Below are 23,171 nucleotides of genomic sequence, written 5' to 3'. Positions count from 1 at the left end.
GGACGGAGCTGGACGGAGCGGGACGGGTCGGGTCGGCACCGAATGTGTCGCCGACAACATTGTTGACACTATTGGAGGTGGCGATGCTTCCGGCAGACCGCGCACCACACTTCGTGAAGTCCTTCGAGCGCGGCCTCGCCGTCATCCGCTGCTTCGACGCCGACCATCCCGCCCGCACGCTCAGCGAGGTCGCCCACACCTGCGACCTGACCCGTGCCGCCGCCCGCCGGCTGCTGCTGACCCTCGCCGACCTCGGCTACGTCCACCAGGACGGCCGGCTCTTCCGCCTCACCCCGCGCGTGCTGGAACTCGGCTACTCCTACCTCTCCAGCTACACCCTGCCCCAGATCGCCGAGCCGCATCTCGAGCAACTCGTCGCGCAGGTACGGGAGTCGTCGTCCCTGTGCGTCCTCGATGGCGACGACATCGTGTACGTGGCGCGGGTGCCGACCCGTCGCATCATGACGGCGTCGATCACGGTCGGCACGCGCTTCCCGGCGTACGTGACGTCCGTGGGCCGGGTGATTCTCGCCCATCTGCCGGACGAGGAGGTGGAACGCAGGCTGGAGCACGCCGAGTTGAAGCCCCTCACCGCCCGCACGATCACCTCGCCTGACGCCCTGCGCGCGGAACTCGGCCGCGTGCGCCGGCAGGGCTACGCCGTCGTCGACCAGGAGCTGGAGGAGGGCCTCAGGTCGGTCGCCGCCCCGGTGCGGGACCGGGACGGCGAGGTGGTCGCGGCCGTCAACATCGCCGTGCACGCCGGGCGCAACTCGGCCGACTCCGTGCGCAGCGACCTGCTGCCGCACTTGCTGGCGACCGTCGCCGGGATCGAGGGCGACCTCACCATCACAAGTCCAGGACGAGCCGCTTCCCCCGGCAGCGGGACACACAGATCATCATCGTCTCGCCGCTCTCCTGTTCCTCCCGCGTGAGCACGGAGTCCCGGTGTTCGGGAGTTCCGTCGAGGACGTCGGTCTCACAGGTGCCGCAGGTGCCCTCCGTGCAGGAGAACAGCACCTCGATGCCGGCGGCGCGCACGGTGTCGAGGACGGAGACGCCCGGCGCGACGGTGAGCGTCAGGCCGCTCTGGGCCAGCTCGACGTCGAACTCCCCGTCCTCGCCGACCGGTTGCTCCTTCGCCTGGAACCTTTCGACACGCAGCACCTCCGACGGGCACCGCGCCTCGACGGCGTCCAGCAGGGGGCCGGGGCCGCAGCAGTAGACGAGGGTGCCGGTCGGGAGGTCGTCGAGCACCGAGGCCAGGTCCAGCAGGCCGGACTCGTCCTGCGGAGCGACGGTCACCCGCTCGCCGTACGGCCCCAACTCCTCGGCGAATGCCATGGATTGACGGGTGCGCCCGCCGTACAGCAACGTCCACGCGGCACCCGCCGCCTCGGCCGCGGCCAGCATCGGCAGGATCGGGGTGATGCCGATGCCGCCGGCGACGAAGACGTAGCGGGAAGCGGGCTCCAGCCGGAAGTGATTGCGCGGCCCGCGCACCCGTACCTTGTGGCCCTGACCCACCTGCTCGTGCACATGGGCGGATCCGCCGCGCCCGTCCGGCTCCCGCAGCACGGCGATCCGCCAGGCGGTGCGATCGGCCGGGTCGCCGCACAGCGAGTACTGGCGCTCCAGCTCCGGCCCGAGCACGACGTCGATGTGCGCGCCGGGTTCCCAGGCGGGGAGCTGCTCGCCCAGTGGGTGGCGCAGCGTGAGGGCGAGGACGCCGTCGGCCGCGAACTCCCTGCGGGCGACGACGAGTTCGGCTTCGTACACGTCGTTCATGACCTGGTTCCTCGCGGCTCGTGTCCCTCGTGTCCCTCGGACCCCTGGAGCCGGTGTCCCCGGGGGTGGGCGAGCATCCACTCCCACATCTCCACCGGGTCCTGCGCGGTGTGCTCGCGCCCGCAGTGACAGGTGCCGTGCAGGACGTCGGTGCCGGGCAGCCAGTCGATGCGGTAGATCTCGCCGGTGGGACCGCTCACTGGACCTTCTCCGTCTCCATCGGCTTCGCGCCCTCCTCGACCAGCCGGGCGAGGATACGGCGGGCGGCCAGGCCGCCGGTGTCGATGTTGATGCTCAGCTCCTGGTAGCCGTGGCGCTCGGTGCCGAGGGTCTGCTGGAGCAGGTTGAGGGCGGTGACGTCCTGCATGACGACCGTGTGGTTGTTGCCGCGCAGGAACTCGGTGACCTCGGCGTCGTCCGTCGCCCAGTCCCGCGAGACCGCCCAGAAGTCGTACACCTTGCCGTCGCCGGACGGCGTGATGGCGTACGTGATCTCGGTGTGGAAGCCGTTCGGGTCGTTGCCGTCCGCCTCGGGCAGCACGCCGACCGGGGCGATACGGCTGTGCAGCAGATACAGGCAGGGGGCGTGGTACTCGATGTCCTGCCAGCGCGTGATCCTGCCCTCCATGCCGGTCGACCTGGCGTAGAACGGCGGGCACTCGGCGTCGTCCATGTGCCGGCTGACCCGGACGATGCCGGCGCCCTCGTCGACCTCGGTGGTGATCGGGGTCTCGGCGACTTCGGGGGTGCCGATGTAGCCGCCGTGGAGATAGGTCTCGTGGGAGAGGTCGAGAAGGTTGTCGACCAGCAGGCCGTAGTCACAGTCGATCGGCTCCATGCCGCGCACGGTGACCCAGCCGGGGGAGTCGAGGTGCCTGGCCCGCGGGATGCTCTGCGGGTCGGCGAGCGCCGGGTCACCGATCCACACCCAGATCAGGGAGTCCTGCTCGACGACCGGGTACGAGGCGACGCGCGCGGTGCGCGGAACGCGTTTCTGTCCGGGCACATACACACACGTACCGGTGGTGTCGTACGTGAACCCGTGGTACCCGCACACGATCCGGTCACCGTCGAGCCGGGTCGGCGCCTCGGACAGCGGGTAGCGGCGGTGCACGCAGCGGTCGTGCAGGACGACCGGCGTCCCGTCCTCCTCCGTGCGGTAGAGCACGAGGGTTTCTCCGAGGACGGTCCGACCGAGCAGCTCGCGTCCGACCTCATGGCTGTAGGCGGCGACGTACCACTGGTTCCTGGCGAAGGCGGTGGTGTGAGGCATGGGGTTCCCGTCCCTGTCGGCGGGGCTTCGTCGCCCCGCGTGCCGTGGTTGGCATCAGGGTCGTGACGGCCGCGCCCGCCGCGCAAGGCGACTTCTGCCAGACGGAAGGGCAGCCCCTACTCAAGGCTGAGCTGGCGCAGATTGGTCCTGGTGAGCTCAAGGACCTCGTCACCGCGTCCGGAGAGGACGGTGCGGGTGGCGAACAGCGTGAAGCCCTTGATCTGCTCAAGGGTGAGCTTGGGAGGCAGCGAGAGCTCCTGGCGCTCGGTGTGCACGTCGACCAGTGCGGGCCCGTCGTGTGCGAAGGCCTCCCGCAACGCGTCCTCCAACTCGTCCGCGCGCCGGACGCGGGACGCGTGCAGACCGGCTGCGCGGGCCAGCGCGCTGAAATCGGGATTCTCCAGACCGGTGCCGTAGGTGACGACGCCCGCGGCCTTCATCTCCAACTCGACGAAACCCAGCGCCGAGTTGTTGAAGACGACGACCTTCACCGGGAGGTCCAGCTGTCGCAGTGTGCTCAGCTCGCCGAGCAGCATCGCGAGGCCACCGTCGCCCGAGAGCGCGATCACCTGGCGGCCCGGATGGCTGGCCTGAATCCCGATCGCGTGGGGCAGAGCGTTGGCCATCGAGCCGTGGTTGAAGGAGCCGATGAGCCGCCGAGCCCCGTTCATGCGCAGGTAGCGCGCCGCCCATACGGTGGGTGTGCCGACGTCGGCGGTGAAGGCCGCGTCGCCGGCCGCCAGGCGGTCGACGGTGGCGGCGACGTACTGCGGGTGCAGCGGGGAGTCGGTGGGCTTGGCCTCGCCCAGCCGGTCCAGACGCGAGCGCACCCGCTGATAGTGGCGGGTCATCGTGTTCAGGAAGCTGTCGTCGCCTCGGCGTTCGAGGAGCGGAAGCAGCGCCTGGGCGGTGTCCTTGACGGTCCCGACCAGGGGTACCTCCACCGGCGTACGGCGGCCGATGTGCTCGCCGCGCACGTCGACCTGCACGACGGACGCCTTGCGCGGGTAGAACGAGCGGTAGGGGAAGTCGGTGCCCAGCATCAGCAGCGCGTCGCAGTGCTCCATCGCCCGGTAGCCCGAGCTGTAGCCGATCAACCCGGTCAGTCCCACGTCGTAAGGGTTGTCGTACTCCAGGAACTCCTTGCCCCGCAGCGAGTGCACCATGGGTGCCTTCAGCGCCTCGGCCAGTGCCACGGCCTCGTCGTGCGCCCCCTGGCAGCCGGCCCCGGCCAGGATCGTCACCCGGTCGGCCGCGTTGAGGACCTGCGCCGCACGGGCCAGCGAGGCGTCGTCCGGCCGGATGTGGGACGACGTCTTGAGCACCGGGTGCTGAGCGGGCCTGTCGGGCGCCGGCGCCAGGAACAGTTCGCCGGGGACGACCAGTACCGCCACTCCGCTGCGTTCGAGGGCGGTGCGGACAGCCGTCGCCAGGAGCCAGGGCACCTGCTCCGGAATGCTCGCCAGTTCGCAGTACACGCTGCATTCGCGGAACAGCAGCTGCGGATGCGTCTCCTGGAAGTACTCGCTGCCGATCTGCTCCTGGGGAATCTGCGCGGCCACCGCGAGCACCGGCACCCGGCTGCGCTGCGCGTCGAACAGCCCGTTGATCAGGTGCAGGTTGCCCGGCCCGCAACTGCCGGCCGCGACCGCGAGGCGTCCGGTCACGCCTGCCTCGGCAGCGGCGGCGAAGGCGGCGGCCTCTTCGTGCCGGACATGCCCCCACGTGATGGTGCCGTCACGGCGCAGCGCGTCGGTGAAGCCGTTGAGGGAGTCGCCGGGCAGACCGTACACCCGGCGCACCCCGGACGCCTTGAGCGTGGAGACGATGAGGTCAGCAACAGTGTCGGCCATGATGTGACGCCCTCCTGCCCCGGGTTGCGCTGGGCGTTGGGCCGAGGAGCCGGTTGAACACACTCACCGTCACCACCGCGTAGGCGAGGTGCGGAACGATGTCGGCAGCCCAGTCGGCTGCGGCCCAGGTCCGGGGGTCGGTCACCCCCAGCACGGTCATGGGCCCGTTGGTGGCCACCAACGCCCCCACCACGGCCGCCGCGTACTGGGCGCTCGGAGCCGGACGCCAGCCGGCTGCATGCGCCAGCCCCAGCACCACGCCCATACCGGTCCCGGCAGCCAGGCCGGTGAGCGCGCCGAGAGCCGTAATGCGGTTCTCCTGGGCCGCGCCCTCGCCGGGGATGCGCAGGTGAAGCTTCTCCGCCAGCTTGCGCACGGTTGTCTCGGGTGTGGAGCTGGCCGCCCGGCCCCGCAGGACCATGTCGCCGTAGCTGACCACGTCGAGCGCAGTCGTACCCGCGGCCCCGGCGGCGGCCCCGTAGAGCAGTGGGGCTGTGGCACGCGCCATGGCAGTCATCCTCCCGCCTGTAGGGGAGCCGGGCACGCCGGACCGCCCCGCAGCCTGCGGAACGCAGGGGAGAGCCGCTCCCTACTTCCACCATGCGCCTCCTCCGCCTCCCATGCCACGGGACGACGAGCTCGGGCAGCGGCTGTTTCAGGGGGCGGGCCTCGGGTCGATCCACAACGCTTCGGAGACGGCGCACAGTTCGCCCCCGGCCGTCGCGAGTGCCACGCCCATGGTGTGCTTGCGTCCGGATTCCGACCGCAGCCACGCGTACGAGATGTACGGCTCCCCGACGGTGACCGGCCGCAGAATCGTGCCCGTGAGCGAGGCGGTGACCGCTCCCGGGCGCAGGGTGCCGAGGAAGCGGCCCGCCCAGTGTCCCGGGCAGTCCAGGGCGCCCCAGACCAGCGGGGCCGGGAGTCGGCCGTCCGGGTCGGCGAAGGCCGGTGACGGGGCCCAGGCGGAGGCCACCAGGCCGAGGTCCGGCACCGGCGTGCCGTGCACACGCAGACCGCGGTCGACGGTACGCAGGCCGCAGCCGAAGCAGTCGACCACACCCGACGGCGGCGCCGCCCGGAACCTCGCGGCAGCGGCGGCCGCCTCGTTCCAGGTGGGCGCAGCAGGCGCGTCGACCGGCAGCTCGGCGGGGCGTGCCGCGGCGAGGGGGCGGTCGGCCTCGCCCAACTCCACGCCACCGTCCGCCGTCTCGGCGATCCGCACGGGCACCTCGACCGGCACCGGTCCACGGAAGTCCACGCGAACCGTCCGTGCCCCGGACCGCTCCGCCAGCACACCGGCGACGTAGCCGCCGAAGGCCACCTCGGGGTAGCCGACGTACAGCCCGGGCACCACGATCGCGTCACTCGTCGTCATGATCCCCACCTCACCACAGGTTCTTCGCCGCCAGGGCGAGCCCCTCCGTCCGGGAGTACGCCGCGTGGCTCAGCGCTCCAGAGGCTTGTGGGCCGTCTCCGGAAGGCGCAGGTACACGAGCGACGAGCCGAGGCACAGGGCGGCGACGTACCAGGGGAAGAGGTCCGCGTGACCCAGCTCCTTGAACAGCGTGCCGACGTACGGCGCCGTACCGCCGAACATCGCGACCGTCAGTGAGTACGGGAACCCGATGCCCGCCGCCCGCACCCGGGGCGGAAACACCTCGGCGTTCACGGCCGCGCTGATCGACGTGAACCCGGTCAGCAGGACCATGCCCGCGCACTGCACGAGCAGCAGCACCGTGAACGAGTCGCGCAGGGCGTGCAGCAGCGGGACGGTGAGGAGGGCGAAGCCCAGGCCGAAGAAGAGAAGGAGGGGGCGGCGGCCGAAGCGGTCGGAGAGGAGCCCGCCGAGGGGCTGGAGCAGGGCGAAGAAGGCCAGTGAGATCGTGCCCGCGAGCAGCGCGTCGGACTTCTCGATGCCCGCGTTGAGTTCGGCGTACGTCGGCAGGTACGAGGTCCATGTGTAGTACGCGATCGTGCCGCCCGCGGTGATCCCGCAGATCAGCAGGGACTGGCGGGGGTGGCGGCGCAGCGCCTCGAACAGGGCGGGGCGCGGGGCCTGTTGCTGCTCGGCGCTCCGCGTCTCCTGGGCACCCTGCCGGATCCAGAAGCCGACCAGGCTGAGTACGGCACCGAGGACGAACGGCACCCGCCAGCCCCAGCCGTTCATCTGCCCGTCACTCAGGGTGTCCACCAGCAGGGTCGCGATGCCGGAGGCCACGAGTTGCCCGGCCGTCGTCGACACGTACTGGAAGCTGGAGAACAGCCCGCGGCGGCCCGGTCCCGCCGACTCCACGAGGAAGGTCGTCGACGCCGCGAACTCGCCGCCCACGGACAGGCCCTGGAGGAGGCGGGCGAGGACCAGGATCACCGGAGCGAGGACGCCTGCCGTCTCGTAGGTCGGGGTCAGGCCGACCAGCAGGCTGCTGCCGCCCATCAGGAGGATGGTGACCGTCAGCGCGGCGCGCCGGCCGCGGCGGTCGGCGATCGCGCCCATCACCAGTCCGCCGACGGGCCGCATGAAGAAGCCCACGGCGAAGACCGCGAACGTCGAGAGCAGCGGCACGAGGGAGTTGTCGGCACTCTTGGGGAAGACCTCGGCCGCGATGTAGGTGGCGAGGAACGTGTAGGCGTACCAGTCGTACCACTCCACGGCGTTGCCGACGGAGGCGGCGAGGAGCTGGCGTACGGGCCGTTTCGTCGGCGGGGAAACCGTGCGCGTCGTCTCTGTCATGATCGCGACCATCCCCGTGTCCCGATCCCGGCACACCTCACGTACCGACGACTTTCACACAAGCGCCACCGGACCCTTCCCTGACGTTTGGTGCTCCTGGAACACTCCTTCCGCGCGCATTCCGTCACATGCCGTCCGGTCACATCACCCCCTATGGGAAGAGGTCCCTCACTCATGCCCGAAGTCAATCGCCGCCGATTCCTTCAAGTCGCGGGCGCGACCACGGCGTTCACTGCTCTGTCGAGCAGCATCCAGCGGGCCGCCGCCCTCCCGGCGAACCACCGAACGGGGTCGATGGAGGACGTCGAGCACATCGTCGTCCTGATGCAGGAGAACCGTTCCTTCGACCACTACTTCGGCAAGCTGCGCGGCGTCCGCGGCTTCGGCGACCCGCGCCCGGTGGCGCAGGACGGCGGCAAGTCGATCTGGCACCAGTCGAACGGCACCAAGGACGTCCTTCCGTTCCACCCGGACGCCGACGACCTCGGCATGCAGTTCCTGGAGGGCCTGCCGCACGGCTGGAACGACGGGCAGCAGGCGTACAACGGCGGTAAGTACGACAAGTGGGTCCCCGCCAAGGGCACCACGACCATGGCGTACCTGAACCGCGAGGACATCCCCTTCCACTACGCCCTCGCCGACGCCTTCACCATCTGCGACGCCTACCACTGCTCGTTCATCGGCTCCACCGACCCGAACCGCTATTACATGTGGTCGGGCTACACGGGCAACGACGGCACCGGCGGCGGCCCGGTCCTCGGCAACGACGAACTCGGCTACGGCTGGACCACCTACCCCGAGCGCCTGGAGCAGGCGGGCGTCTCCTGGAAGATCTACCAGGACATCGGCGACGGCCTGGACGCGGCCGGCTCCTGGGGCTGGATCGAGGACGCCTACCGGGGCAACTACGGCGACAACTCGCTGCTGTACTTCAACAAGTACCGCGATGCCAAGCCCGGCGACCCCTGGTTCGACAAGGCCCGCACCGGCACCGACGTCAAGAACGGCGACGGCTACTTCGACCAGCTGAAGGCCGACGTCAAGGCCGGCAAGCTGCCGCAGATCTCCTGGATCGCCGCCCCCGAGGCCTTCACCGAGCACTCCAACTGGCCCTCGAACTACGGCGCCTGGTACATCGCCCAGGTCCTGGACGCCCTCACCTCCAACCCGGAGGTCTGGTCGAAGACGGCCCTGTTCATCACCTTCGACGAGAACGACGGCTTCTTCGACCACGTGGTGCCGCCGCTCCCCCCGAAGGACGCCTCCAAGGGCAAATCCACCGTCGACGTCTCGCTCGACCTCTACAAGGGCGACAGCAAGCGTCCGGCAGGTCCCTACGGCCTCGGCCCGCGCGTGCCGATGCTGGTCGTCTCGCCGTGGAGCAAGGGCGGTTACGTCTGCTCCGAGACCCTCGACCACACCTCGATCCTGCAGTTCATGGAGCGCCGCTTCGGCGTCAAGGAGACCAACATCTCCCCCTGGCGCCGGGCCATCTGCGGCGACCTGACCTCGGCCTTCGACTTCTCCTGCAAGGACAGCCGCCCGGCCGCGCTGCCCGAGACGGACGAGTACGAGCCGCCGGACCGCGAGCGGCACCCCGACTACAAGCCGACGCCGCCGGCCGACCCGGCCATGCCCAAGCAGGAGCGCGGTCTGCGTCGCGCCCGCCCGCTCAAGTACGCCCCGCACGTGGACGGTTCCGTGGACGCGGCGGCCGGCAAGTTCACACTGTCCTTCGCCTCCGGGGCCAAGGCCGGTGCCGCCTTCCACATCACCTCGGGCAACCGCACCGACGGCCCCTGGATGTACACCACCGAGGCCGGCAAGAGCATCGCGGACACCTGGAACTCGGCGTACTCGAACGGCTCGTACGACCTGACCGTCCACGGCCCCAACGGATTCGTGCGCTACTTCAAGGGCTCGAACAAGACGGCCGGCCCCGAGGTCACCGCCCGGCACAAGGGCGACGACATCGAGCTGACCTTCACCAACAAGGGAACGACGAGCGTTCGCCTGAAGATCGCCAACGGGTACGGCGGGCGCCCCGCGACGGTGACGGTACGGCCCGGCGACACCGTGCGCCACACGGTCGACCTGCAGGGGAGCCGGCGCTGGTACGACCTGACCGTCACCACCGACGCCGACCCGAGGTTCCTGCGGCGCTTCGCCGGGCACGTCGAGAACGGGCGGCCGGGCGTGAGTGACCCGGCGATCATCACGGACTAGTCCGGATCGCAGCTCTGCTCAGTGCGCTGTGAGGTGCCCCGGCTCCGGTTGCCGGGGCACCAACGCCGGTGCCGGGGCAGGCGACTCGGGCGCCGGCGCCGGCACCCGTGCCGCCGACCTCTCGGCCTCCAGGGCCAGTACGGCGGCGACGGGGTGGTCGTCGTCCGCGGCGGGAGCGGGCGTGGCAGGTGCCGGGGAGGAGGCGGGGCCGGGCGTTGCCCGGCTGAGCAGCACCACGCCCCAGGACGCAAGGCCCGCCCCGGCCAGCGCGAGCAGGATGCCCGCCGCGCCGCCCTGCAGGCGTTCGCCGAGCAGGACCAGCCCGATGACCGCGGCCGCCATCGGGTTGGCCAGCGTCACCACCGCGAGCGGGGCGCCGAGGCCGCCCCGGTAGGCGGTCTGCGACAGCAGCAGCCCGCTCGCCGCAAGGGCCGCGACCAGCAACGCCACCCCGATCACCTGAAGACTGAGCAGCGGGGCCGAGTGGTCCGTCGCGGCCACCGTCACCGTCTGCGTGAGCGCCGAGGCCACTCCGGAGGCGAATCCGGACGCGGTCGCGTGCCGCAGTCCCGGCCGGGCGCCCGGCCGCGACAGCATGCCGATCAGCGCCACCGTCACCGCCGCGACCGCCACCGCCTCGGACGTGCTCAGCACGTCGTCGGGCGCGGGCCCGGACGCCGTGACGAGGATCGCGCCCAGCCCGGCGAGCGTCAGCGCCGTACCGCGCCACTCGACCGCGCTGACCCGCCGCCCGGCGAGGCGCGCACCCAGCGGCACCGCGGCCACGAGGGTGAGCGCGCCCAGCGGCTGCACCAGGGTCAGCGGACCGTACTTGAGGGCCACGACGTGCAGCAGCGCGCCGGCGCCGTTGAGCAGGACCGACCCCCACCAGGCGCCGGAGCCCAGCAGCCGCAGCAGGCCGGAACCCGCGGCGCGGGAAGCCAGCCGCTCCTGGGCCACGGCCGCGGCGGCGTAGGCGACGGCGGAGAACAGCGACAGGACGACGGCGAGGACGGTGGCGTTCATCGGCCCGCCCCCACGAGTACGGCTTCGTCGCCGGCGGATTCCTCACTGCGGGGTGCCGGTACGAGCCTGCCGGCGCCGCGTCGGGACGTCGTAGCGGCGCGTTGCGGAAGCTGGATCACCGCGAGCGCGAGGCCGAGCATGGCAGTGGCCACGATCGCGTCGAGCCAGTAGTGGTTCGCCGTGCCCACGATCACCAGCAGAGTCACCAGCGGGTGCAGCAGCCACAGCCACCGCCACCGCGACCGGGTCGCCACGATCAGGCCGATCGCCACCATCAGCGCCCAGCCGAAGTGCAGCGACGGCATCGCCGCGAACTGGTTCGAGAGGTGGTCGGTCTCGGGCGGGCCGTACACGGAGGGGCCGTACACCTGCCCGGTGTCGAGCAGGCCGGCCGCGGCGAGCATGCGCGGCGGGGCGAGCGGGAACGTGAGGTGCACCAGCAGGGCGGCGGCGGTGACGACGGCGAGGACGCGGCGGGACCGGACGTAGTGCGCGGGGCGCCGCAGGTAGAGCCAGATCAGGAAGGCCGCGGTGGCCGGGAAGTGGACGGTCGCGTAGTAGGTGTTCGCGATGTGTATGAGCGTGTCGCCGTGCAGCAGCAGGTTCTGCACCGAGCCCTCGCCGGGCAGGTGGACGGCTCGTTCCAGGTCCCACACGCGGTCGGCGTTGTGGAAGGCCTCGCCGGTGTGGCCCGTGGCGAGCTGCCGGCCCAACTTGTAGACGAGGAAGAGCCCTGCGACGAGCAGGAGCTCCCGGACGAGCGGAGGCCGCGCTATCGCGTCGCTCTCCGCCCGGGCAGGCTCGGTGCGGGCATTCATTCCCCCGGCCCTTTCGCTGACGGTGGGTGGTGCTGGGTGGTGCTGGGTGGTGCTGGGTTGTGGTGCTTGGTTGTGCGCAGTGGTGCTTGGTGGCGCTGGCTGAGCTGTCGAGCTCATGACTCCAGGAGCTCGGCGAACTCATCGGTACGGCGACGTACCGATACGCCAATGTACCGAAACGCATCTGTACCGATACGCCACTGTACCGATACGGGCGCGTTCCGGTACAGTGGCGTATCGATAGACGTGCGACACACTGGAAACGCGGCCTCCGTCACCCCACGGGGCCGCCCCACCGGAGCGAGGAGAAGAGCCATGACGTCGCAGGCCGCGGACGGACCGGAGACGGTCGCCGCCTCGCGCCGCTCCAAGATCACGCCCCAGCGTGAGCGGGAGTTCTTCGACGCCGTGCTCGAACAGATCCGCGCCTGCGGCTACGACGCCGTCACCATGGAGGGCGTCGCCGCCAGCACGCGGTGCAGTAAGTCCACGCTCTACCGGCAGTGGGGGACCAAGCCCCAGTTCGTGGCGGCCGCCCTGCGGTCCAGCCGGCTCACGCGCTTCGACGGCATCGACACCGGCACGCTCGCCGACGATCTGCGCGCGGCCGCGCGGGCCGCGGGGGCGTGGTCGGCCAAGGACACGCGACTGTTCCAGGCGCTCGGGCACGCGGTGATGGAGGATCCGGAACTCAAGTGCGCCCTGCGTGAGGCGCTCATCGACCCCGAGATCGAGGCGTTGCGGCAGATCCTGAGGCGTGGGGTCCAGCGCGGGGAGGTCGCCGCCGGCCATCCGGCGCTGGAGTACGTCCCCGCGCAGATCTTCGGCGTGCTGCGGGCGCGTCCCGTGCTGGAGGGCGAGGACGCCGACCCCGACTACCTCGTCCGTTTCGTGGAGGCCGCCGTGCTGCCGGCACTCGGCCTCACCTGAGACTCAGGCCGCCGTCCACGGGATGACTGGACGGTGACCTGTTCGCGCCGCACCGTGGGGACGGGGGCGGCGCGCACCCCCCGGCCGGGTGGGGTTCCCCTTGAGCGGAGGGGTGCCCCACCCGGCCGCTTTGTGTGCGGGGCGCGGTCGGAGTGGCGTCAGACGTCCTGGCCGTTGCCGCCGCCGGTGGACACCTTGATGCCCTTGGCGATCTCGTCGATCAGCGACTGCTTCTCGCCGACGTCGACGCCGATGCGGACCACGACCATCTGCTGCGCCCTCACGGGCGAGGGGAAGGCGAGCGACTCGACGTAGCCGTCGGCCCCCTTGCTCGTGATCGCCTTCCAGCGGACCAGGTAGCCCTTCTGCCCGGCCACGGTCACCGCCTTGGAAGCCAGCACCTCGTGCGAGGTGATCTCTCCGTAGCCCTTGCCGTACGACTCCTTCGCGTTCGCCTCGATGTCCGCCTTGGCGACCTCCTCGGCCGTGTCGCCCTTGGCGCCGTGCGCGAGGGCGGGAGCGGAGTACGCGCCTCCCTTCTGGCAGCTCTGGGAGGTGTCGGCGGGGCACTTGTACGTCTCGTCCGAGGCGACGTTCGCGCCCCAGCCGCTCTCCTGTCCGTACCAGCCGTCCGGGATGGGGATGCTGATCCCGTTCACGGCGTCGGTCACCGATCCGCTGTCCACCTTCGGCGGCTCGGACTCGTCGGGTGCGGGGGACTCACCGCCGGAACCGCCGTCGCCGCCACCCGAACCGCCGTTGCCGCCGCCGGAGTCGCCGAAGGGGCCGCCCTGACCGCCGCCGGGCCCGCCCTGTCCGCCCTGACCTCCGGAGCCCTGCTGCGGGGAGTTGGCGCTGCTGCCGCCCGAGCCGTCGTTGGCGGTCAGCGCGTACACGCCGACGCCGATGCTCGCGAGGACCACAGCGGCCACTCCCACGGCTATCCCGGTACGCAGCCGCCGCCGCCCGCCCGACTGCACCTGGCCGGGATAGCCAGGATGTGCCGGATACGCCGGATAAGCGCCCTCGGCCGAGAGCTGCTCCGGAGGACCCCATACGTCGGCCGACCCCGCGGGCCGGACCTGGTCCGTCCATGCCTTGCCGTCCCACCAGCGCTCGGTGGGCGGACCGTCACTTTGCCGGCCGGGGTCGGGGTACCAGCCGGGAGGAGTCACCTGCGTCATGAGCCCACCGTATGAGGTGTCGGTGAAAGCCGGATGAGAGGATCCGGCCCCGGCGTGCTCGGATTTCGGCCCGAATCAGTCCAGGACCAGCCGTACCGGCCGCTCCTTCGCGGGTGGCGGAAGCCGCAGTCCGTCCCGGCCCGGAGTGATCGAGCCGAGCACGCGCGCGTGCCGGGCGCCGGTGGCGGACGGCACGGTGCCGGGCAGTCCGTGCACGGTCAGGAAGCCCAGCACGGCGAAGGCGTACGCCTCCTTCGCGGCCGACGGCAGCCCCAACTCGTCCGACGTGCGCAGCGCCACCCCTGGCAGCCGCTGCCCGAGCATCCTCATCAGTACGGGATTGCGCGTCCCGCCGCCCGAGGCGATCACCTCCGTCGCGCCCATCGCACGCACGGCGTCGGCGACCGTCCGTGCCGTGAGCATGGTCAGCGTGGCGACGACGTCCTCGGCGGGCAGCGTCCCGAAACCGGCCAGCGCGTCCCGCAGATGGCCGAGGTGGAACAGCTCCTTGCCGGTCGTCTTGGGCGCGGGCAGCGCGTAGTACGGCTCCTCCAGCAGCCTCAGCAGCAGCGGGTCATGGACGCTGCCGCGACCGGCCAGCGCCCCGTCCACGTCGTAGACCAGCCGTCCGCCGCTGAACCCCCGTGCCGCGGCGTCGATCAGCGCGCAGCCAGGACCGGTGTCGAAGGCGGTGCCGTCGGGCGCGGTGAGGTTGGCGATCCCGCCGACGTTGAGGGCGACTGGCGTGCCGGACCGGCCGCGCAGCCACAGCAGGTCGACCAGGCTGACCAGCGGCGCGCCCTGTCCTCCCGCCGCGATGTCACGGGGCCGGAAGTCGGCGACCACAGGCAGTCCGGTCGCCTCGGCGATCCACGCGGGCTGCCCGAGCTGCAGCGTGCCGTGCACCTGTCCGTCCTCGGCCCAGTGGTACAGGGTCTGCCCGTGCGAGGCGACCAACTCCGCCCGGCCATCGCACAGTTCATGATCCGCCCGCACCGCCGCCGCGGCGAAGGCCTGCCCGATCCGCGTATCCAGCCGGCACACGTCCGCCATCGACGCCACCCCCGGAGGCAGCACCTCCGCAAGAGCCTCCCGCAACGCCTCGTCATAGCCCTCGCTCACCAGGCCCCGCGCCTTGAGCACCAGGCTGTCGCCGACGAGGTTCAGGTCGGCGGCTGCGGCGTCGATGGCGTCGTGGGACGTGCCCGACATCAGGCCGATCACCCGCATTCGATCAGCTCGCCTTCCGATTCGGTTCCTTGACCGGGGCTTCCGGCTTCTGGGTCCGGGCCTTCGGCCCCGCGGTCAGCGCGAGGACACTCACCGCGCAGGTCGCGGCAGCGTAGTACGCCGGGATGTCCACGTTGCCGGTGCGTTCGATCGTCTCCGTGATGATGAGCCCGGCGCAGCCCGAGAACACCGCATTGGACAGGGCGTAGGCGAGTCCCAGCCCCGTGTAGCGCACGTTGGTGGGGAACAGCTCCGCGAGCATGGCCGGACCGGGGCCCGCCATCAGACCGACCACGGCACCCGCGCCGCACACCGCCGCACCCTTCACGGTGAGGGAAACGCCCGGGTCCTGGAGAAGGTTGAGCAGCGGCACCGCGAGGACCACCACCAGCACTGCCCCCGTGAGCATCACCGGCCGCCGCCCGTACCGGTCGCTGAGCCACCCGGCCGGCACGATCGTCGCCGCGAAACCGAGGTTGGCCAGCACCGTGGCGATCAGTGCCTGCTGGAAGGTCGCGTCCAGCGTGGACTGCAGGTACGACGGCAGTACGACCAGGAACGTGTACCCGGCCGCCGCCCACCCCATGATCCGCCCGGCGCCCAGCGCGATCGCCCCCGCGACCTCACGCCCCGGCGGCCGCTCGGCCTCCCGCTCCTCCCGGAACGCCGGCGTCTCGTCCAGCCTCAGCCGCAGCCACAGTGCACCCAGCCCCAGCGGCAACGTCAGCAGGAACGGCAACCGCCAGCCCCAGTCGCCCAGTTGGCCCTCGGTCAGCACAGTGGCCAGCAGCGCCGCCACCCCCGCGCCGCCCAACAGCCCCAGCGCCACCGTGAACGACTGCCACGACCCGTACAGACCGCGCCGCCCGGGTGGCGCGAACTCGGTCATCACCGACACCGCGCCCCCGAACTCCCCGCCTGCGGACAGCCCTTGCAGCACCCTCAGGAACGTCAGCAGCCACGGCGCGAGGGCGCCGACCGTGTCGTACGTGGGCAGCGCGCCGATCAGCGTCGTCGCCCCGGTCATCAGTGTGATCACCAGGATCAGCACCGGTCGCCGGCCGATCCGGTCGCCGAGCCGCCCGAACAGGGCCGCTCCGACCGGCCGGAAGAAGAACGCCAGCGCGAACGACGCATACGTCCGCACCAGAGCCTCGACCTCGCTGCCGCCCTCCGGCGTGAAGAAGCGCGCCGCGATGATCGTCGCGAAGTACCCGTAGACCCCGAACTCGTACCACTCGATGAAGTTGCCGACCGAACCCGCGACCAGGGCCTTGCGGGATCGGACTGTGCCGCGGTCGGAAGCAGTCAGCGTCATGCCCGCCCCTTCGAACGTCGGTGGAATGGCCTATTTTTGACTGTCAGTCAGTTCTGCCGGAGCAGGTCGCGGTCCCCTCGCGTCGCCCGCGCGCACCGACTGTCACCCTTCACGGCAACAGCTGCCCGGACCCGTCTCCACTTAGGCAATCCGACGGTTACGCTCGAGGTCTGTACGTCGTTCGGGCGACTTGGGGAGGGAGCGGGATGACGGAGGTACGGCCCACACAGGCCGCCTCGGCCTCCCTGTGGGAGCGCGACGAGGAACTCGCCGCCTTTGAGGGGGCGCTCGACACCCTGTGCGCAGAGAAGTCCTCGTCGGGCAGCCTCCTGGTGCTCCGGGGCGAGGCGGGACTCGGCAAGACCGCGCTGCTGGCCGAAACACGCCGTATCGCCGAGGCCCGCGGCTGCACGGTGTGGTCCGCCCGCGGCAGCGAGACCCTGAGCTCCGTCCCCTTCAACGTCGTACGGCAGCTGATGCAGCCCGCCCTGCTGTCGCTGATGCCGGAGGAGGCGCGCGAGTACCTCGGCGACTGGTACGACATCGCCGGACCCGCCCTCGGCATCACGGACCCCGGCGAGCGGCAGGCCGACCCGCAGGGCGTGTGCGACGGCCTGGTGGCCGCCGTACGCCGGCTGGCCCGGCGCGACTGGCCGCTGGTGCTGCTGATCGACGACGCCCACTGGGCCGACCAGGAGACCCTGCGCTGGCTCGCCGCCTTCGCCGAACGCCTCGGCGAACAGAACGTCCTCGTCGTGGTGGCCCGCCGCCCCGGCGAGGTCAGCGGCGACAGCGCCCGCCACCTCGACGCGGTCGCCGCCGCGGGCAGCTCCGTCGCCACCCTGAGTGCCCTCACCCCGGACGCGACCGCCGGCCTCACCCGCGCCACCCTCGGCCCGCACGCCGACGCCCCGTTCTGCCGCGAGGTCTGGGCGGTCACCGGCGGCAACCCGTACGAGACCGTCGAACTCCTCGCCAAGGTGCAGGACAGCGAGTTCGAGCCGACCGAGGCCGCGGCCGCCGAGCTGCGTGCCCTGAACCGCGCGGCACGCGGCGGCGGCCTCGTCGCCCGCCTGGAGACACTCGGCATCGAAGCCACCCGCTTCGCCTGGGCGGCCGCCATCCTCGGCACCGGCATCTCCGTCGACCTGGTGGCCGAGCTCGCCACCATGAGCCTCGACGACGCCGTGCGCTGCGCCGCCCTCCTGCGCACCGCCCGCATCCTCACCGAGCCCGACCCGGCGGGTGCCCGACCGGGCGACGGGGAGCTGGAGTTCGTCCACCCCCTCATCGCCTCCGCCGTCTACAACTCCATCCCCGACGCCCTGCGCACCGCGATGCACGGCATCGCCGCCCGCGTCGTCACCGACAACGGCCGCGGCGCCGCGGTCGCCGCCCGGCACCTCCTCGAGGTCCACCCGGACAGCGACGAGGAACTCGTCGAGCAGTTGCGCGAGGCCGCCCGCGAACACCTCGCCGTCGGCGCTCCCGACGCGGCCCGCCGCTGTCTGGAGCGGGCCCTGCTGGAACCGCCCCTGCCCGAGGTCCACGCGCGCGTGCTCCACGAACTGGGCGGCGCCACCCTCCTCACCGCGCCCGCCACCACCATCGACCACCTCCAGACCGCCCTGGCCATGCCCGGTCTAGACGGTGACGAACGCGTCGACGCCGTCTACCGGCTCTCCCAGGCCCTGCTCCACAACGACCAGCTGGAGGAAGCCGTCCGCACCGTCGAGGCGGAAGCCGCCCGGCACCGGGCCGGCCCCGCCAGGCTGCGGCTGCAGGCGGTGCAGTTCATGTGGGAGGGCATCCACGCGGGCGAGGCGGCCTACCCGGGGCGCTCGACGCGACTCGCCGAACTCGCCGCCACCTGCACCGGTCGCGACAACTCCGAGCGTGCCCTGCTCATCCTGCGCGGCTTCGACGCCATGGCCCGCGGTGAGAACGCCGAGGAGGTCGCCGAACTGTGCGACCGCGCCCTCGTCAACGGCCGCCTCGCCCCCGGACTCGGCTGGACCGACCCGCAGTGGGGCATCGAGCTGCTGATGATGCTGGCCAACTCCTACGCCTTCACCGACCGCCTCGACCGCGCGGAGTCCCTCTACAACGAGGCTCTGCGCGCGTACGAGTCCGCCGGCTGGAGCGGCGGCCACCTCGCCCTGGCCCACGCCTACGTCGGCGTCGGGCACCGCAGGCGCGGCCGGCTCCGCGAGGCGGAGGCGTCCCTGCGCAAGTCGCTGGCGCTCGCCGAGCGCGTCGGCCGTCGACTGCCCCTGCACTGGTCGGCGACCTGCAACCTCGTCGACACGCTGCTCGCTCGCGGCCATGTCCAGGAGGCCTGGGAGCTCGCCGAGGAGCACGGCTTCGCCCCGCCGTACCCGACCACCATCGTGCTGCCGGACCCGCGCTCGGTCCGCGGCCGGCTGCTCCTGGCCGTCGGCCGCACCAAGGACGGCATCAACGAACTGGAGGCCGCGGAGAAGGCGGCCGCCGTGCGCGGCCACAACAACCCGGTCCTGGTGCCCTGGGCCGTCGACCTGGCCCGTGCCCTCGCCAACGAGGACCCGGAGCGCGCCGCCCGGCTGGCCACCGACGTCCGCCGGCACGCCGAGCGCCTCGGCACCGACACCGCCATCGGCGAGGCCGTGCGGTGCGCCGCCGCCCTGGAGACCGGCCAGCGCGCGGTACGCCTGGCCGAACAGGCCGTCACCTATCTGGAGGCCTCGCCCTGCCAGTACGAACACGCCGCCGCCCGGGTCGAGTACGGCATCGCCGCACGCTCGTCGGCGGAGCTTCGGCGCGGGCTGACGCTGGCGCGGTCGTGCGGCGCGGACGGACTGGTGCTCCAGGCGGAGGCGGCGCTGGCCGCGGGAGTGGTGTGACGGCTCAGAGGTTCAGCAGCTGATCGGTGACGGCCGCCAGCCGCTTGCGGACGCCGGGGTCGTACGTCCGCTCATGTGCCCGCGCCCGGGACGTCCCGTCGAAGTAGCCGCCCGTGCCCAGCTCCCGGGTGGCGAGGGCCAGGACGCCCGGGGCGCCGTCGGCGACGGTGTGCCGGGGCGTGAAGCCCCCGTCGCGGACCATCGCCGTGTCCATGTGGGTCGCCGGGTGCAGCACGTTGACCGAGACACCCGTGCCGGCGAGTTCCTCGGCGAGGGTGAACGTGTGCGCCGCGAGGGCGAACTTGCTGCGGCAGTACGCCGAGAGTCCGTCGTAGCCACGGGTCAGCTCGGGGTCGTCGAAGTCGACGGGTTCCTGACCGGCCGAGCCGACGTTCACGATCCGCGCGGGCGCGTTGGCGAGCAGCACAGGCAGCAGGGCGCGGGTCAGGGCGACCGGCGCCAAGTAGTTGACCGCGAGGCGCAGTTCGTGCCCGTCCGTGCCGATGTCCCGTTCGGACCCGCGTGGCCCGGCGCCCACCGCCGCGTTGTTGATCAGCACGTCGAGCTCGGGATGGGCCCCGGCGACATGGGCAGCCAGCTCCCGCACCTGCCCCAGCGAGGCAAGATCCGCGACGAACCCCTCGGCCTCGCCGTCGGCCCGCAGCTCCTCGACAAGCCGGTGCGTACGGTCCGCGTCCCGTCCGTGCGCGAGGACACGGTGCCCGGAGCGGACCAGCTCGGCGGCGACGTAGCGGCCGAGACCCGAGGTGGCGCCCGTGATCAGAATCGTGGACATGTCTCCACCGTAGGCACGGCGTGCGGGCATGTGCGAGCTGCCGCTGGAGGTACGACCGCCAGGGTCACCCTGCTCTCACCGCGCTGTACCCGCGTCCGGCTCCGCCTCCTCGGCCAGCACCCGCTGGGCCGCCGCGAACGCCGAGTTCGCCGCCGGAACACCGCAGTACACGGCCGTCTGCAGCAGTACGGCCCCGATCTCCTCCGGTGTCAGCCCGTTGCGCCTGGCCGCCCGGACATGCATGGCCAGCTCGTCGTAGTGGCCGTGCGCGACCAGTGCCGTGAGGGTGATCATGCTGCGCTCGCGGCGGCTGAGCGTCGGGTCGGTCCAGATCTCGCCCCAGGCGTAGCGCGAGATGAAGTCCTGGAAGCGGGCGGTGAACGGCGTCTGCCGGGCCTGCGCACGGTCGACGTGCGCGTCCCCGAGCACCTCGCGCCGTACCTCCATGCCTCGCCTGGCACCGCCCCCGAAGTGCGCCCGCAGCGCTGTCAGCACTGCCTCGGGGCACTGCGCGGGTGCCAGATGCGAGGCCCCGGGGAGTTCCACGAGCGTGGCACCGGGCACGGCGTCCGCGATCTCCCGCAGATGCGCGGGCGGAGTCGCGGGGTCCTCGCGCCCGGCGATCAGCAGGGTGGGGGAGGAGATCTCGGGCAGCCTCTCGCGCAGGTCGAAGGCGGCGAGCGCATCACAGCAGGCGGCGTACGCACCCGGGTCGGCGTCCCGGTGGTCCCGCACCAGCTCCGGCACGGTGAACCCGGGCGTGAACCAGCGGTCGTTCGCGCCCTCGGCGAGCCCCGCCAGCCCTTCGCGCCGCACCAGCGCGGCCCGTTCCTCCCACGGCCTGGAGCCGTTGAAGTGGGCCGACGAACAGATCACGGCAAGCGAGGAGACCCGTTCGGGACGGTGCACGGCCAGGTGCAGCCCGACCGCACCCCCGAGCGACACCCCCGCGTACGCGAACCGCTCGATCCCGAGCGAGTCGGCGAGCGCGAGCACCAGGCCGGCGAGGTCACCGACCGTCGCGCCCGCGCCGATGAGGTCGGCCGCCGAACCCCCGTGCCCCGGCAGATCCCAGCGGACCACCCGATGACCGATCGACAGCTCGGGTGCGACCTTGTCCCACAGGGCGTACGAGGTGCCGAGCGAGGGCCCCAGCAGCAGCGGGGGAGCGGAAGTGGGCCCTTCGGCACGGTGGTTGAGGAGTTTGTCGGTCAACGTCGCTCCAGAGCGCGGTCGGTGAGGGCTCCGGCGGAGCCGGTGTAGTGGGTGGGGTCGAGGTCGACGTCCGCCAGCTCCGGTGCCTCACCGAGCGGGCGGCCCTCGGACGCCAGCCGGGTGAGGAGTTCCTTGGCGCGGGCCCGCCCCAGCACGGGGGCGAGCTCGGCGGACAGCCGCTCCGAGATGATCGACCCGTGGGTGAGATCCAGGTGTTCGCGCATGACCTCGGCTTCGACCCGCAGTCCCTCGGTCAGCTCGACGGCATCCCGTGCGGCCCCGCCGACCAGCCGCAGCAGGTCCCTGAGCGGTTCCCACTCGGCGTGCCAGGCCCCGGCCGGCCGCTCGTCCTCCGCCGCCAGCGAGCCGTACAGCGTGGCCGCGAGCTGAGGCGCCCGCCGTGCCGCGGAGGCGATGAGGGTGGACCGTACGGGATTCGACTTGTGCGGCATGGCGGACGAGCCCCCGCCGCTGCCCTCCGCCACCTCCGCGATCTCGGTGCGGGAGAGGGTGAGGACGTCCGCGGCGAGCTTGCCGAGCGCCCCCGCCGTGAAGGCGAGGCACCCCGCGAGATCGGCGACGGGCGTGCGCAGGGTGTGCCAGGGCAGGTCGGGTGCCCGCAGGCCGAGTTCGCGGGCGTACGCCGCCGGCAGCGCGGTCGGATCGCTCGCGCCGTACGCCCCGAAGGCCGCCAACGTCCCGGCGGCGCCGCCGAGTTGGACCGGCAGCGAGTTCCGTACGGCAGTCACCCGGTCCCGTGCGTCCAGCACCAGCGACCGCCATCCGGCCGCCTTGAGCCCGAACGTCGTCGGTACGGCGTGCTGGGTGAGGGTCCGCCCGGGCATCGCGGTGTCGCGGTGCTCGGCGGCCAGCCGTGCCAGGGCCCGCTGGGTGCGGTCGAGGTCGGCCGGCACCAGGTCCAGGGTGTGTGCCGCGACCAGCATCGTCGCCGTGTCCAGGATGTCCTGGCTGGTGGCACCCCGGTGGACGTACGGGCCGTACTCCTCGCCGACCGCCCTGGTCAGGTCGGCGACCAGCGGGATGACCGGGTTGCCGCCCCTGCGGGCACGCTCGGCGAGGGACCGTACGTCGAAGCGGGCCGCCTGGGCCGCCTCCGTGACCGCTCGCGCCGCCTCGGCCGGGGCCGTCCCCAGCGCGGCCTGTGCCCGCGTCAGCGCGGCCTCGGCGTCCAACAGCGCCTGGAGATAGGCGCTGTCACCGGTCGCGGAGGCGGCGGGGGAGCCTGTCCACCCGGGCGCGAGCAGGCCGGTGTCGGGATCGGGAGAAGTCACTGGTACTCCAGGAAGACCGTCTCGCCTTCGCCCTGAAGGCGGATGTCGAAACGGTATGTCCCATCACGCTGCTCTCGTGCGATCAGCGTGTCGCGCCGCGCCTCCGGTACCCGGGAGAGCAACGCATCGGCGGCGAGAGCCGCCGCGTCGCCCGGCAGGTAGATCCGGGTGTACAGGTGCACCAGCAGGCCGCGCGCGAAGAGGCACACGCTGAGGTACGGGGCGCTGTGCCCACGGGAGCCCGGCCGCAGCGTCCGCGCGGTCCAGTGCCCGTTGGCGTCGGTCTGGATGCGGCCCCAGCCCGTGAACTCGACGCCGTTGCGGCCCAGATACCCGCCGCTCGCCGGGTCGCGCCGGATCGAGCCGTCGACCTGCGGGATGTTCCCGTCCGGGTCGGCGCCCCACAGCTCCACGAAGGCGTCCGGCAGCGGATTGCCCTCGCCGTCGGTGATGTAGCCCTCGAGGACGATCGTGTCCGGGTGGCCGATCGGGGCGATGTCGCCGCCGCCGGGGAAGGGCAGGGCGTGGCCGTAGAAGGGGCCGACGGTGTGCGACGGGGTCGGGAGCACGGTCTCGGGACGGCTCGTGTCGATCTTCGTCATGGCA

20 protein-coding genes are annotated in these 23,171 nt (G+C 72.0%); 4 read left to right on the top strand and 16 right to left on the bottom strand.

Translation table 11 applies throughout. The features are described from left to right. The first annotated feature begins 83 nt into the window (after positions 1–83). Positions 84–935: an IclR family transcriptional regulator domain-containing protein gene (locus tag OHT51_RS06815; protein ID WP_328877986.1), complete on the top strand. Its 852-nt coding sequence runs from the start codon at positions 84–86 to the stop codon at positions 933–935. Here the strand turns inward: OHT51_RS06815 and OHT51_RS06810 are convergent. The 7 genes from OHT51_RS06810 to OHT51_RS06780 all read right to left on the bottom strand — a co-directional run bounded on the left by OHT51_RS06810 (position 850) and on the right by OHT51_RS06780 (position 7,660). Next, entirely contained in the window at positions 850–1,788 is a 939-nt protein-coding gene (locus tag OHT51_RS06810) for a PDR/VanB family oxidoreductase (protein WP_328877985.1), read from the bottom strand. The two genes, OHT51_RS06815 and OHT51_RS06810, sit on opposite strands and share 86 nt — an antisense overlap. Then, the gene (locus tag OHT51_RS06805) at positions 1,785–1,988 is read right to left on the bottom strand and encodes a hypothetical protein (RefSeq protein WP_328877984.1); all 204 of its coding nucleotides are present in this window, start codon (positions 1,986–1,988) and stop codon (positions 1,785–1,787) included. Before OHT51_RS06805 ends, OHT51_RS06810 begins: the two co-directional genes overlap by 4 nt. Beyond that, positions 1,985–3,061: an aromatic ring-hydroxylating dioxygenase subunit alpha gene (locus OHT51_RS06800; protein ID WP_328877983.1), complete on the bottom strand. Its 1,077-nt coding sequence runs from the start codon at positions 3,059–3,061 to the stop codon at positions 1,985–1,987. The genes OHT51_RS06805 and OHT51_RS06800 overlap by 4 nt, the downstream gene beginning before the upstream one ends. A 116-nt stretch (positions 3,062–3,177) precedes the next feature. Then, the gene (gene poxB, locus OHT51_RS06795) at positions 3,178–4,914 is read right to left on the bottom strand and encodes a ubiquinone-dependent pyruvate dehydrogenase (RefSeq protein ID WP_328877982.1); all 1,737 of its coding nucleotides are present in this window, start codon (positions 4,912–4,914) and stop codon (positions 3,178–3,180) included. After that, positions 4,895–5,422, bottom strand: coding sequence for a hypothetical protein (locus OHT51_RS06790; RefSeq protein WP_328877981.1), 528 nt, complete (start codon positions 5,420–5,422; stop codon positions 4,895–4,897). Before OHT51_RS06790 ends, poxB begins: the two co-directional genes overlap by 20 nt. 147 nt (positions 5,423–5,569) lie before the next feature. Then, complete coding sequence (locus OHT51_RS06785; RefSeq protein ID WP_328877980.1) at positions 5,570–6,292, bottom strand: hotdog fold domain-containing protein; 723 nt, start codon at positions 6,290–6,292, stop codon at positions 5,570–5,572. A 69-nt stretch (positions 6,293–6,361) separates the two neighbouring features. Then, positions 6,362–7,660 carry an MFS transporter gene (locus OHT51_RS06780; RefSeq protein ID WP_328877979.1) on the bottom strand — a complete coding sequence of 433 codons (1,299 nt, stop codon included), beginning with the start codon at positions 7,658–7,660 and terminating at the stop codon, positions 6,362–6,364. Between the two features lie 162 nt (positions 7,661–7,822). Between OHT51_RS06780 and OHT51_RS06775 the strand changes: the two genes are divergently transcribed. After that, positions 7,823–9,874 carry a phosphocholine-specific phospholipase C gene (locus OHT51_RS06775; RefSeq protein ID WP_328877978.1) on the top strand — a complete coding sequence of 684 codons (2,052 nt, stop codon included), beginning with the start codon at positions 7,823–7,825 and terminating at the stop codon, positions 9,872–9,874. 18 nt (positions 9,875–9,892) lie between these two features. Here OHT51_RS06775 and OHT51_RS06770 read toward each other — a convergent pair whose 3' ends face one another. Then, complete coding sequence (locus tag OHT51_RS06770) at positions 9,893–10,900, bottom strand: DMT family transporter (RefSeq protein WP_328877977.1); 1,008 nt, start codon at positions 10,898–10,900, stop codon at positions 9,893–9,895. Beyond that, entirely contained in the window at positions 10,897–11,718 is an 822-nt protein-coding gene (locus OHT51_RS06765; RefSeq protein WP_328877976.1) for a phosphatase PAP2 family protein, read from the bottom strand. The genes OHT51_RS06770 and OHT51_RS06765 overlap by 4 nt, the downstream gene beginning before the upstream one ends. A 315-nt stretch (positions 11,719–12,033) precedes the next feature. Between OHT51_RS06765 and OHT51_RS06760 the strand changes: the two genes are divergently transcribed. Next, a complete protein-coding gene (locus tag OHT51_RS06760) occupies positions 12,034–12,648 on the top strand; it encodes a TetR/AcrR family transcriptional regulator (RefSeq protein ID WP_328877975.1) in 615 nt (204 codons plus the stop codon). 158 nt (positions 12,649–12,806) lie between these two features. On the opposite strand, the gene OHT51_RS06755 is transcribed toward OHT51_RS06760, so the two are convergent. The 3 genes from OHT51_RS06755 to OHT51_RS06745 all read right to left on the bottom strand — a co-directional run bounded on the left by OHT51_RS06755 (position 12,807) and on the right by OHT51_RS06745 (position 16,380). Next, entirely contained in the window at positions 12,807–13,832 is a 1,026-nt protein-coding gene (locus tag OHT51_RS06755; protein WP_328877974.1) for a DUF2510 domain-containing protein, read from the bottom strand. Between the two features lie 75 nt (positions 13,833–13,907). Then, the gene (locus OHT51_RS06750) at positions 13,908–15,062 is read right to left on the bottom strand and encodes an anhydro-N-acetylmuramic acid kinase (RefSeq protein ID WP_328877973.1); all 1,155 of its coding nucleotides are present in this window, start codon (positions 15,060–15,062) and stop codon (positions 13,908–13,910) included. A gap of 4 nt (positions 15,063–15,066) precedes the next feature. Further along, positions 15,067–16,380 carry an MFS transporter gene (locus OHT51_RS06745; protein WP_328877972.1) on the bottom strand — a complete coding sequence of 438 codons (1,314 nt, stop codon included), beginning with the start codon at positions 16,378–16,380 and terminating at the stop codon, positions 15,067–15,069. A 206-nt stretch (positions 16,381–16,586) separates the two neighbouring features. Here OHT51_RS06745 and OHT51_RS06740 point away from each other — a divergent pair, with 206 nt between their 5' ends. After that, positions 16,587–19,262: an ATP-binding protein gene (locus tag OHT51_RS06740; RefSeq protein ID WP_328877971.1), complete on the top strand. Its 2,676-nt coding sequence runs from the start codon at positions 16,587–16,589 to the stop codon at positions 19,260–19,262. Between the two features lie 4 nt (positions 19,263–19,266). On the opposite strand, the gene OHT51_RS06735 is transcribed toward OHT51_RS06740, so the two are convergent. The 4 genes from OHT51_RS06735 to pcaG all read right to left on the bottom strand — a co-directional run bounded on the left by OHT51_RS06735 (position 19,267) and on the right by pcaG (position 23,167). Then, complete coding sequence (locus tag OHT51_RS06735; RefSeq protein ID WP_328877970.1) at positions 19,267–20,058, bottom strand: SDR family NAD(P)-dependent oxidoreductase; 792 nt, start codon at positions 20,056–20,058, stop codon at positions 19,267–19,269. A 75-nt stretch (positions 20,059–20,133) separates the two neighbouring features. After that, positions 20,134–21,273 (bottom strand): bifunctional 3-oxoadipate enol-lactonase/4-carboxymuconolactone decarboxylase PcaDC, encoded by a 1,140-nt coding sequence (gene pcaDC, locus OHT51_RS06730; protein WP_328877969.1) that lies wholly within the window; start codon positions 21,271–21,273, stop codon positions 20,134–20,136. After that, positions 21,270–22,565 (bottom strand): 3-carboxy-cis,cis-muconate cycloisomerase, encoded by a 1,296-nt coding sequence (pcaB, locus tag OHT51_RS06725; protein ID WP_328877968.1) that lies wholly within the window; start codon positions 22,563–22,565, stop codon positions 21,270–21,272. The genes pcaDC and pcaB overlap by 4 nt, the downstream gene beginning before the upstream one ends. Continuing rightward, positions 22,562–23,167, bottom strand: coding sequence for a protocatechuate 3,4-dioxygenase subunit alpha (gene pcaG, locus OHT51_RS06720; protein WP_328877967.1), 606 nt, complete (start codon positions 23,165–23,167; stop codon positions 22,562–22,564). The genes pcaB and pcaG overlap by 4 nt, the downstream gene beginning before the upstream one ends. Between the last annotated feature and the right edge of the window lie 4 nt (positions 23,168–23,171).

Source organism: Streptomyces sp. NBC_00299, assembly GCF_036173045.1.
GTDB classification, from domain to species: domain Bacteria; phylum Actinomycetota; class Actinomycetes; order Streptomycetales; family Streptomycetaceae; genus Streptomyces; species Streptomyces machairae.
The sequence above is the reverse complement of the archived record's forward strand: the minus strand, read 5'-3'. Positions and strand labels throughout refer to the sequence as shown.

What these genes read in the sequence shown, in the direction of transcription:
- OHT51_RS06815 (WP_328877986.1), top strand. Translation starts at nt 84, where the DNA reads ATGCTTCCGGCAGACCGCGCACCACACTTCGTGAAGTCCTTCGAGCGC.
- OHT51_RS06810 (WP_328877985.1), bottom strand. Translation starts at nt 1,788, where the DNA reads ATGAACGACGTGTACGAAGCCGAACTCGTCGTCGCCCGCAGGGAGTTC.
- OHT51_RS06800 (WP_328877983.1), bottom strand. Translation starts at nt 3,061, where the DNA reads ATGCCTCACACCACCGCCTTCGCCAGGAACCAGTGGTACGTCGCCGCC.
- poxB (WP_328877982.1), bottom strand. Translation starts at nt 4,914, where the DNA reads ATGGCCGACACTGTTGCTGACCTCATCGTCTCCACGCTCAAGGCGTCC.
- OHT51_RS06790 (WP_328877981.1), bottom strand. Translation starts at nt 5,422, where the DNA reads ATGGCGCGTGCCACAGCCCCACTGCTCTACGGGGCCGCCGCCGGGGCC.
- OHT51_RS06785 (WP_328877980.1), bottom strand. Translation starts at nt 6,292, where the DNA reads ATGACGACGAGTGACGCGATCGTGGTGCCCGGGCTGTACGTCGGCTAC.
- OHT51_RS06780 (WP_328877979.1), bottom strand. Translation starts at nt 7,660, where the DNA reads ATGGTCGCGATCATGACAGAGACGACGCGCACGGTTTCCCCGCCGACG.
- OHT51_RS06775 (WP_328877978.1), top strand. Translation starts at nt 7,823, where the DNA reads ATGCCCGAAGTCAATCGCCGCCGATTCCTTCAAGTCGCGGGCGCGACC.
- OHT51_RS06770 (WP_328877977.1), bottom strand. Translation starts at nt 10,900, where the DNA reads ATGAACGCCACCGTCCTCGCCGTCGTCCTGTCGCTGTTCTCCGCCGTC.
- OHT51_RS06765 (WP_328877976.1), bottom strand. Translation starts at nt 11,718, where the DNA reads ATGAATGCCCGCACCGAGCCTGCCCGGGCGGAGAGCGACGCGATAGCG.
- OHT51_RS06760 (WP_328877975.1), top strand. Translation starts at nt 12,034, where the DNA reads ATGACGTCGCAGGCCGCGGACGGACCGGAGACGGTCGCCGCCTCGCGC.
- OHT51_RS06755 (WP_328877974.1), bottom strand. Translation starts at nt 13,832, where the DNA reads ATGACGCAGGTGACTCCTCCCGGCTGGTACCCCGACCCCGGCCGGCAA.
- OHT51_RS06750 (WP_328877973.1), bottom strand. Translation starts at nt 15,062, where the DNA reads ATGCGGGTGATCGGCCTGATGTCGGGCACGTCCCACGACGCCATCGAC.
- OHT51_RS06745 (WP_328877972.1), bottom strand. Translation starts at nt 16,380, where the DNA reads ATGACGCTGACTGCTTCCGACCGCGGCACAGTCCGATCCCGCAAGGCC.
- OHT51_RS06740 (WP_328877971.1), top strand. Translation starts at nt 16,587, where the DNA reads ATGACGGAGGTACGGCCCACACAGGCCGCCTCGGCCTCCCTGTGGGAG.
- OHT51_RS06735 (WP_328877970.1), bottom strand. Translation starts at nt 20,058, where the DNA reads ATGTCCACGATTCTGATCACGGGCGCCACCTCGGGTCTCGGCCGCTAC.
- pcaG (WP_328877967.1), bottom strand. Translation starts at nt 23,167, where the DNA reads ATGACGAAGATCGACACGAGCCGTCCCGAGACCGTGCTCCCGACCCCG.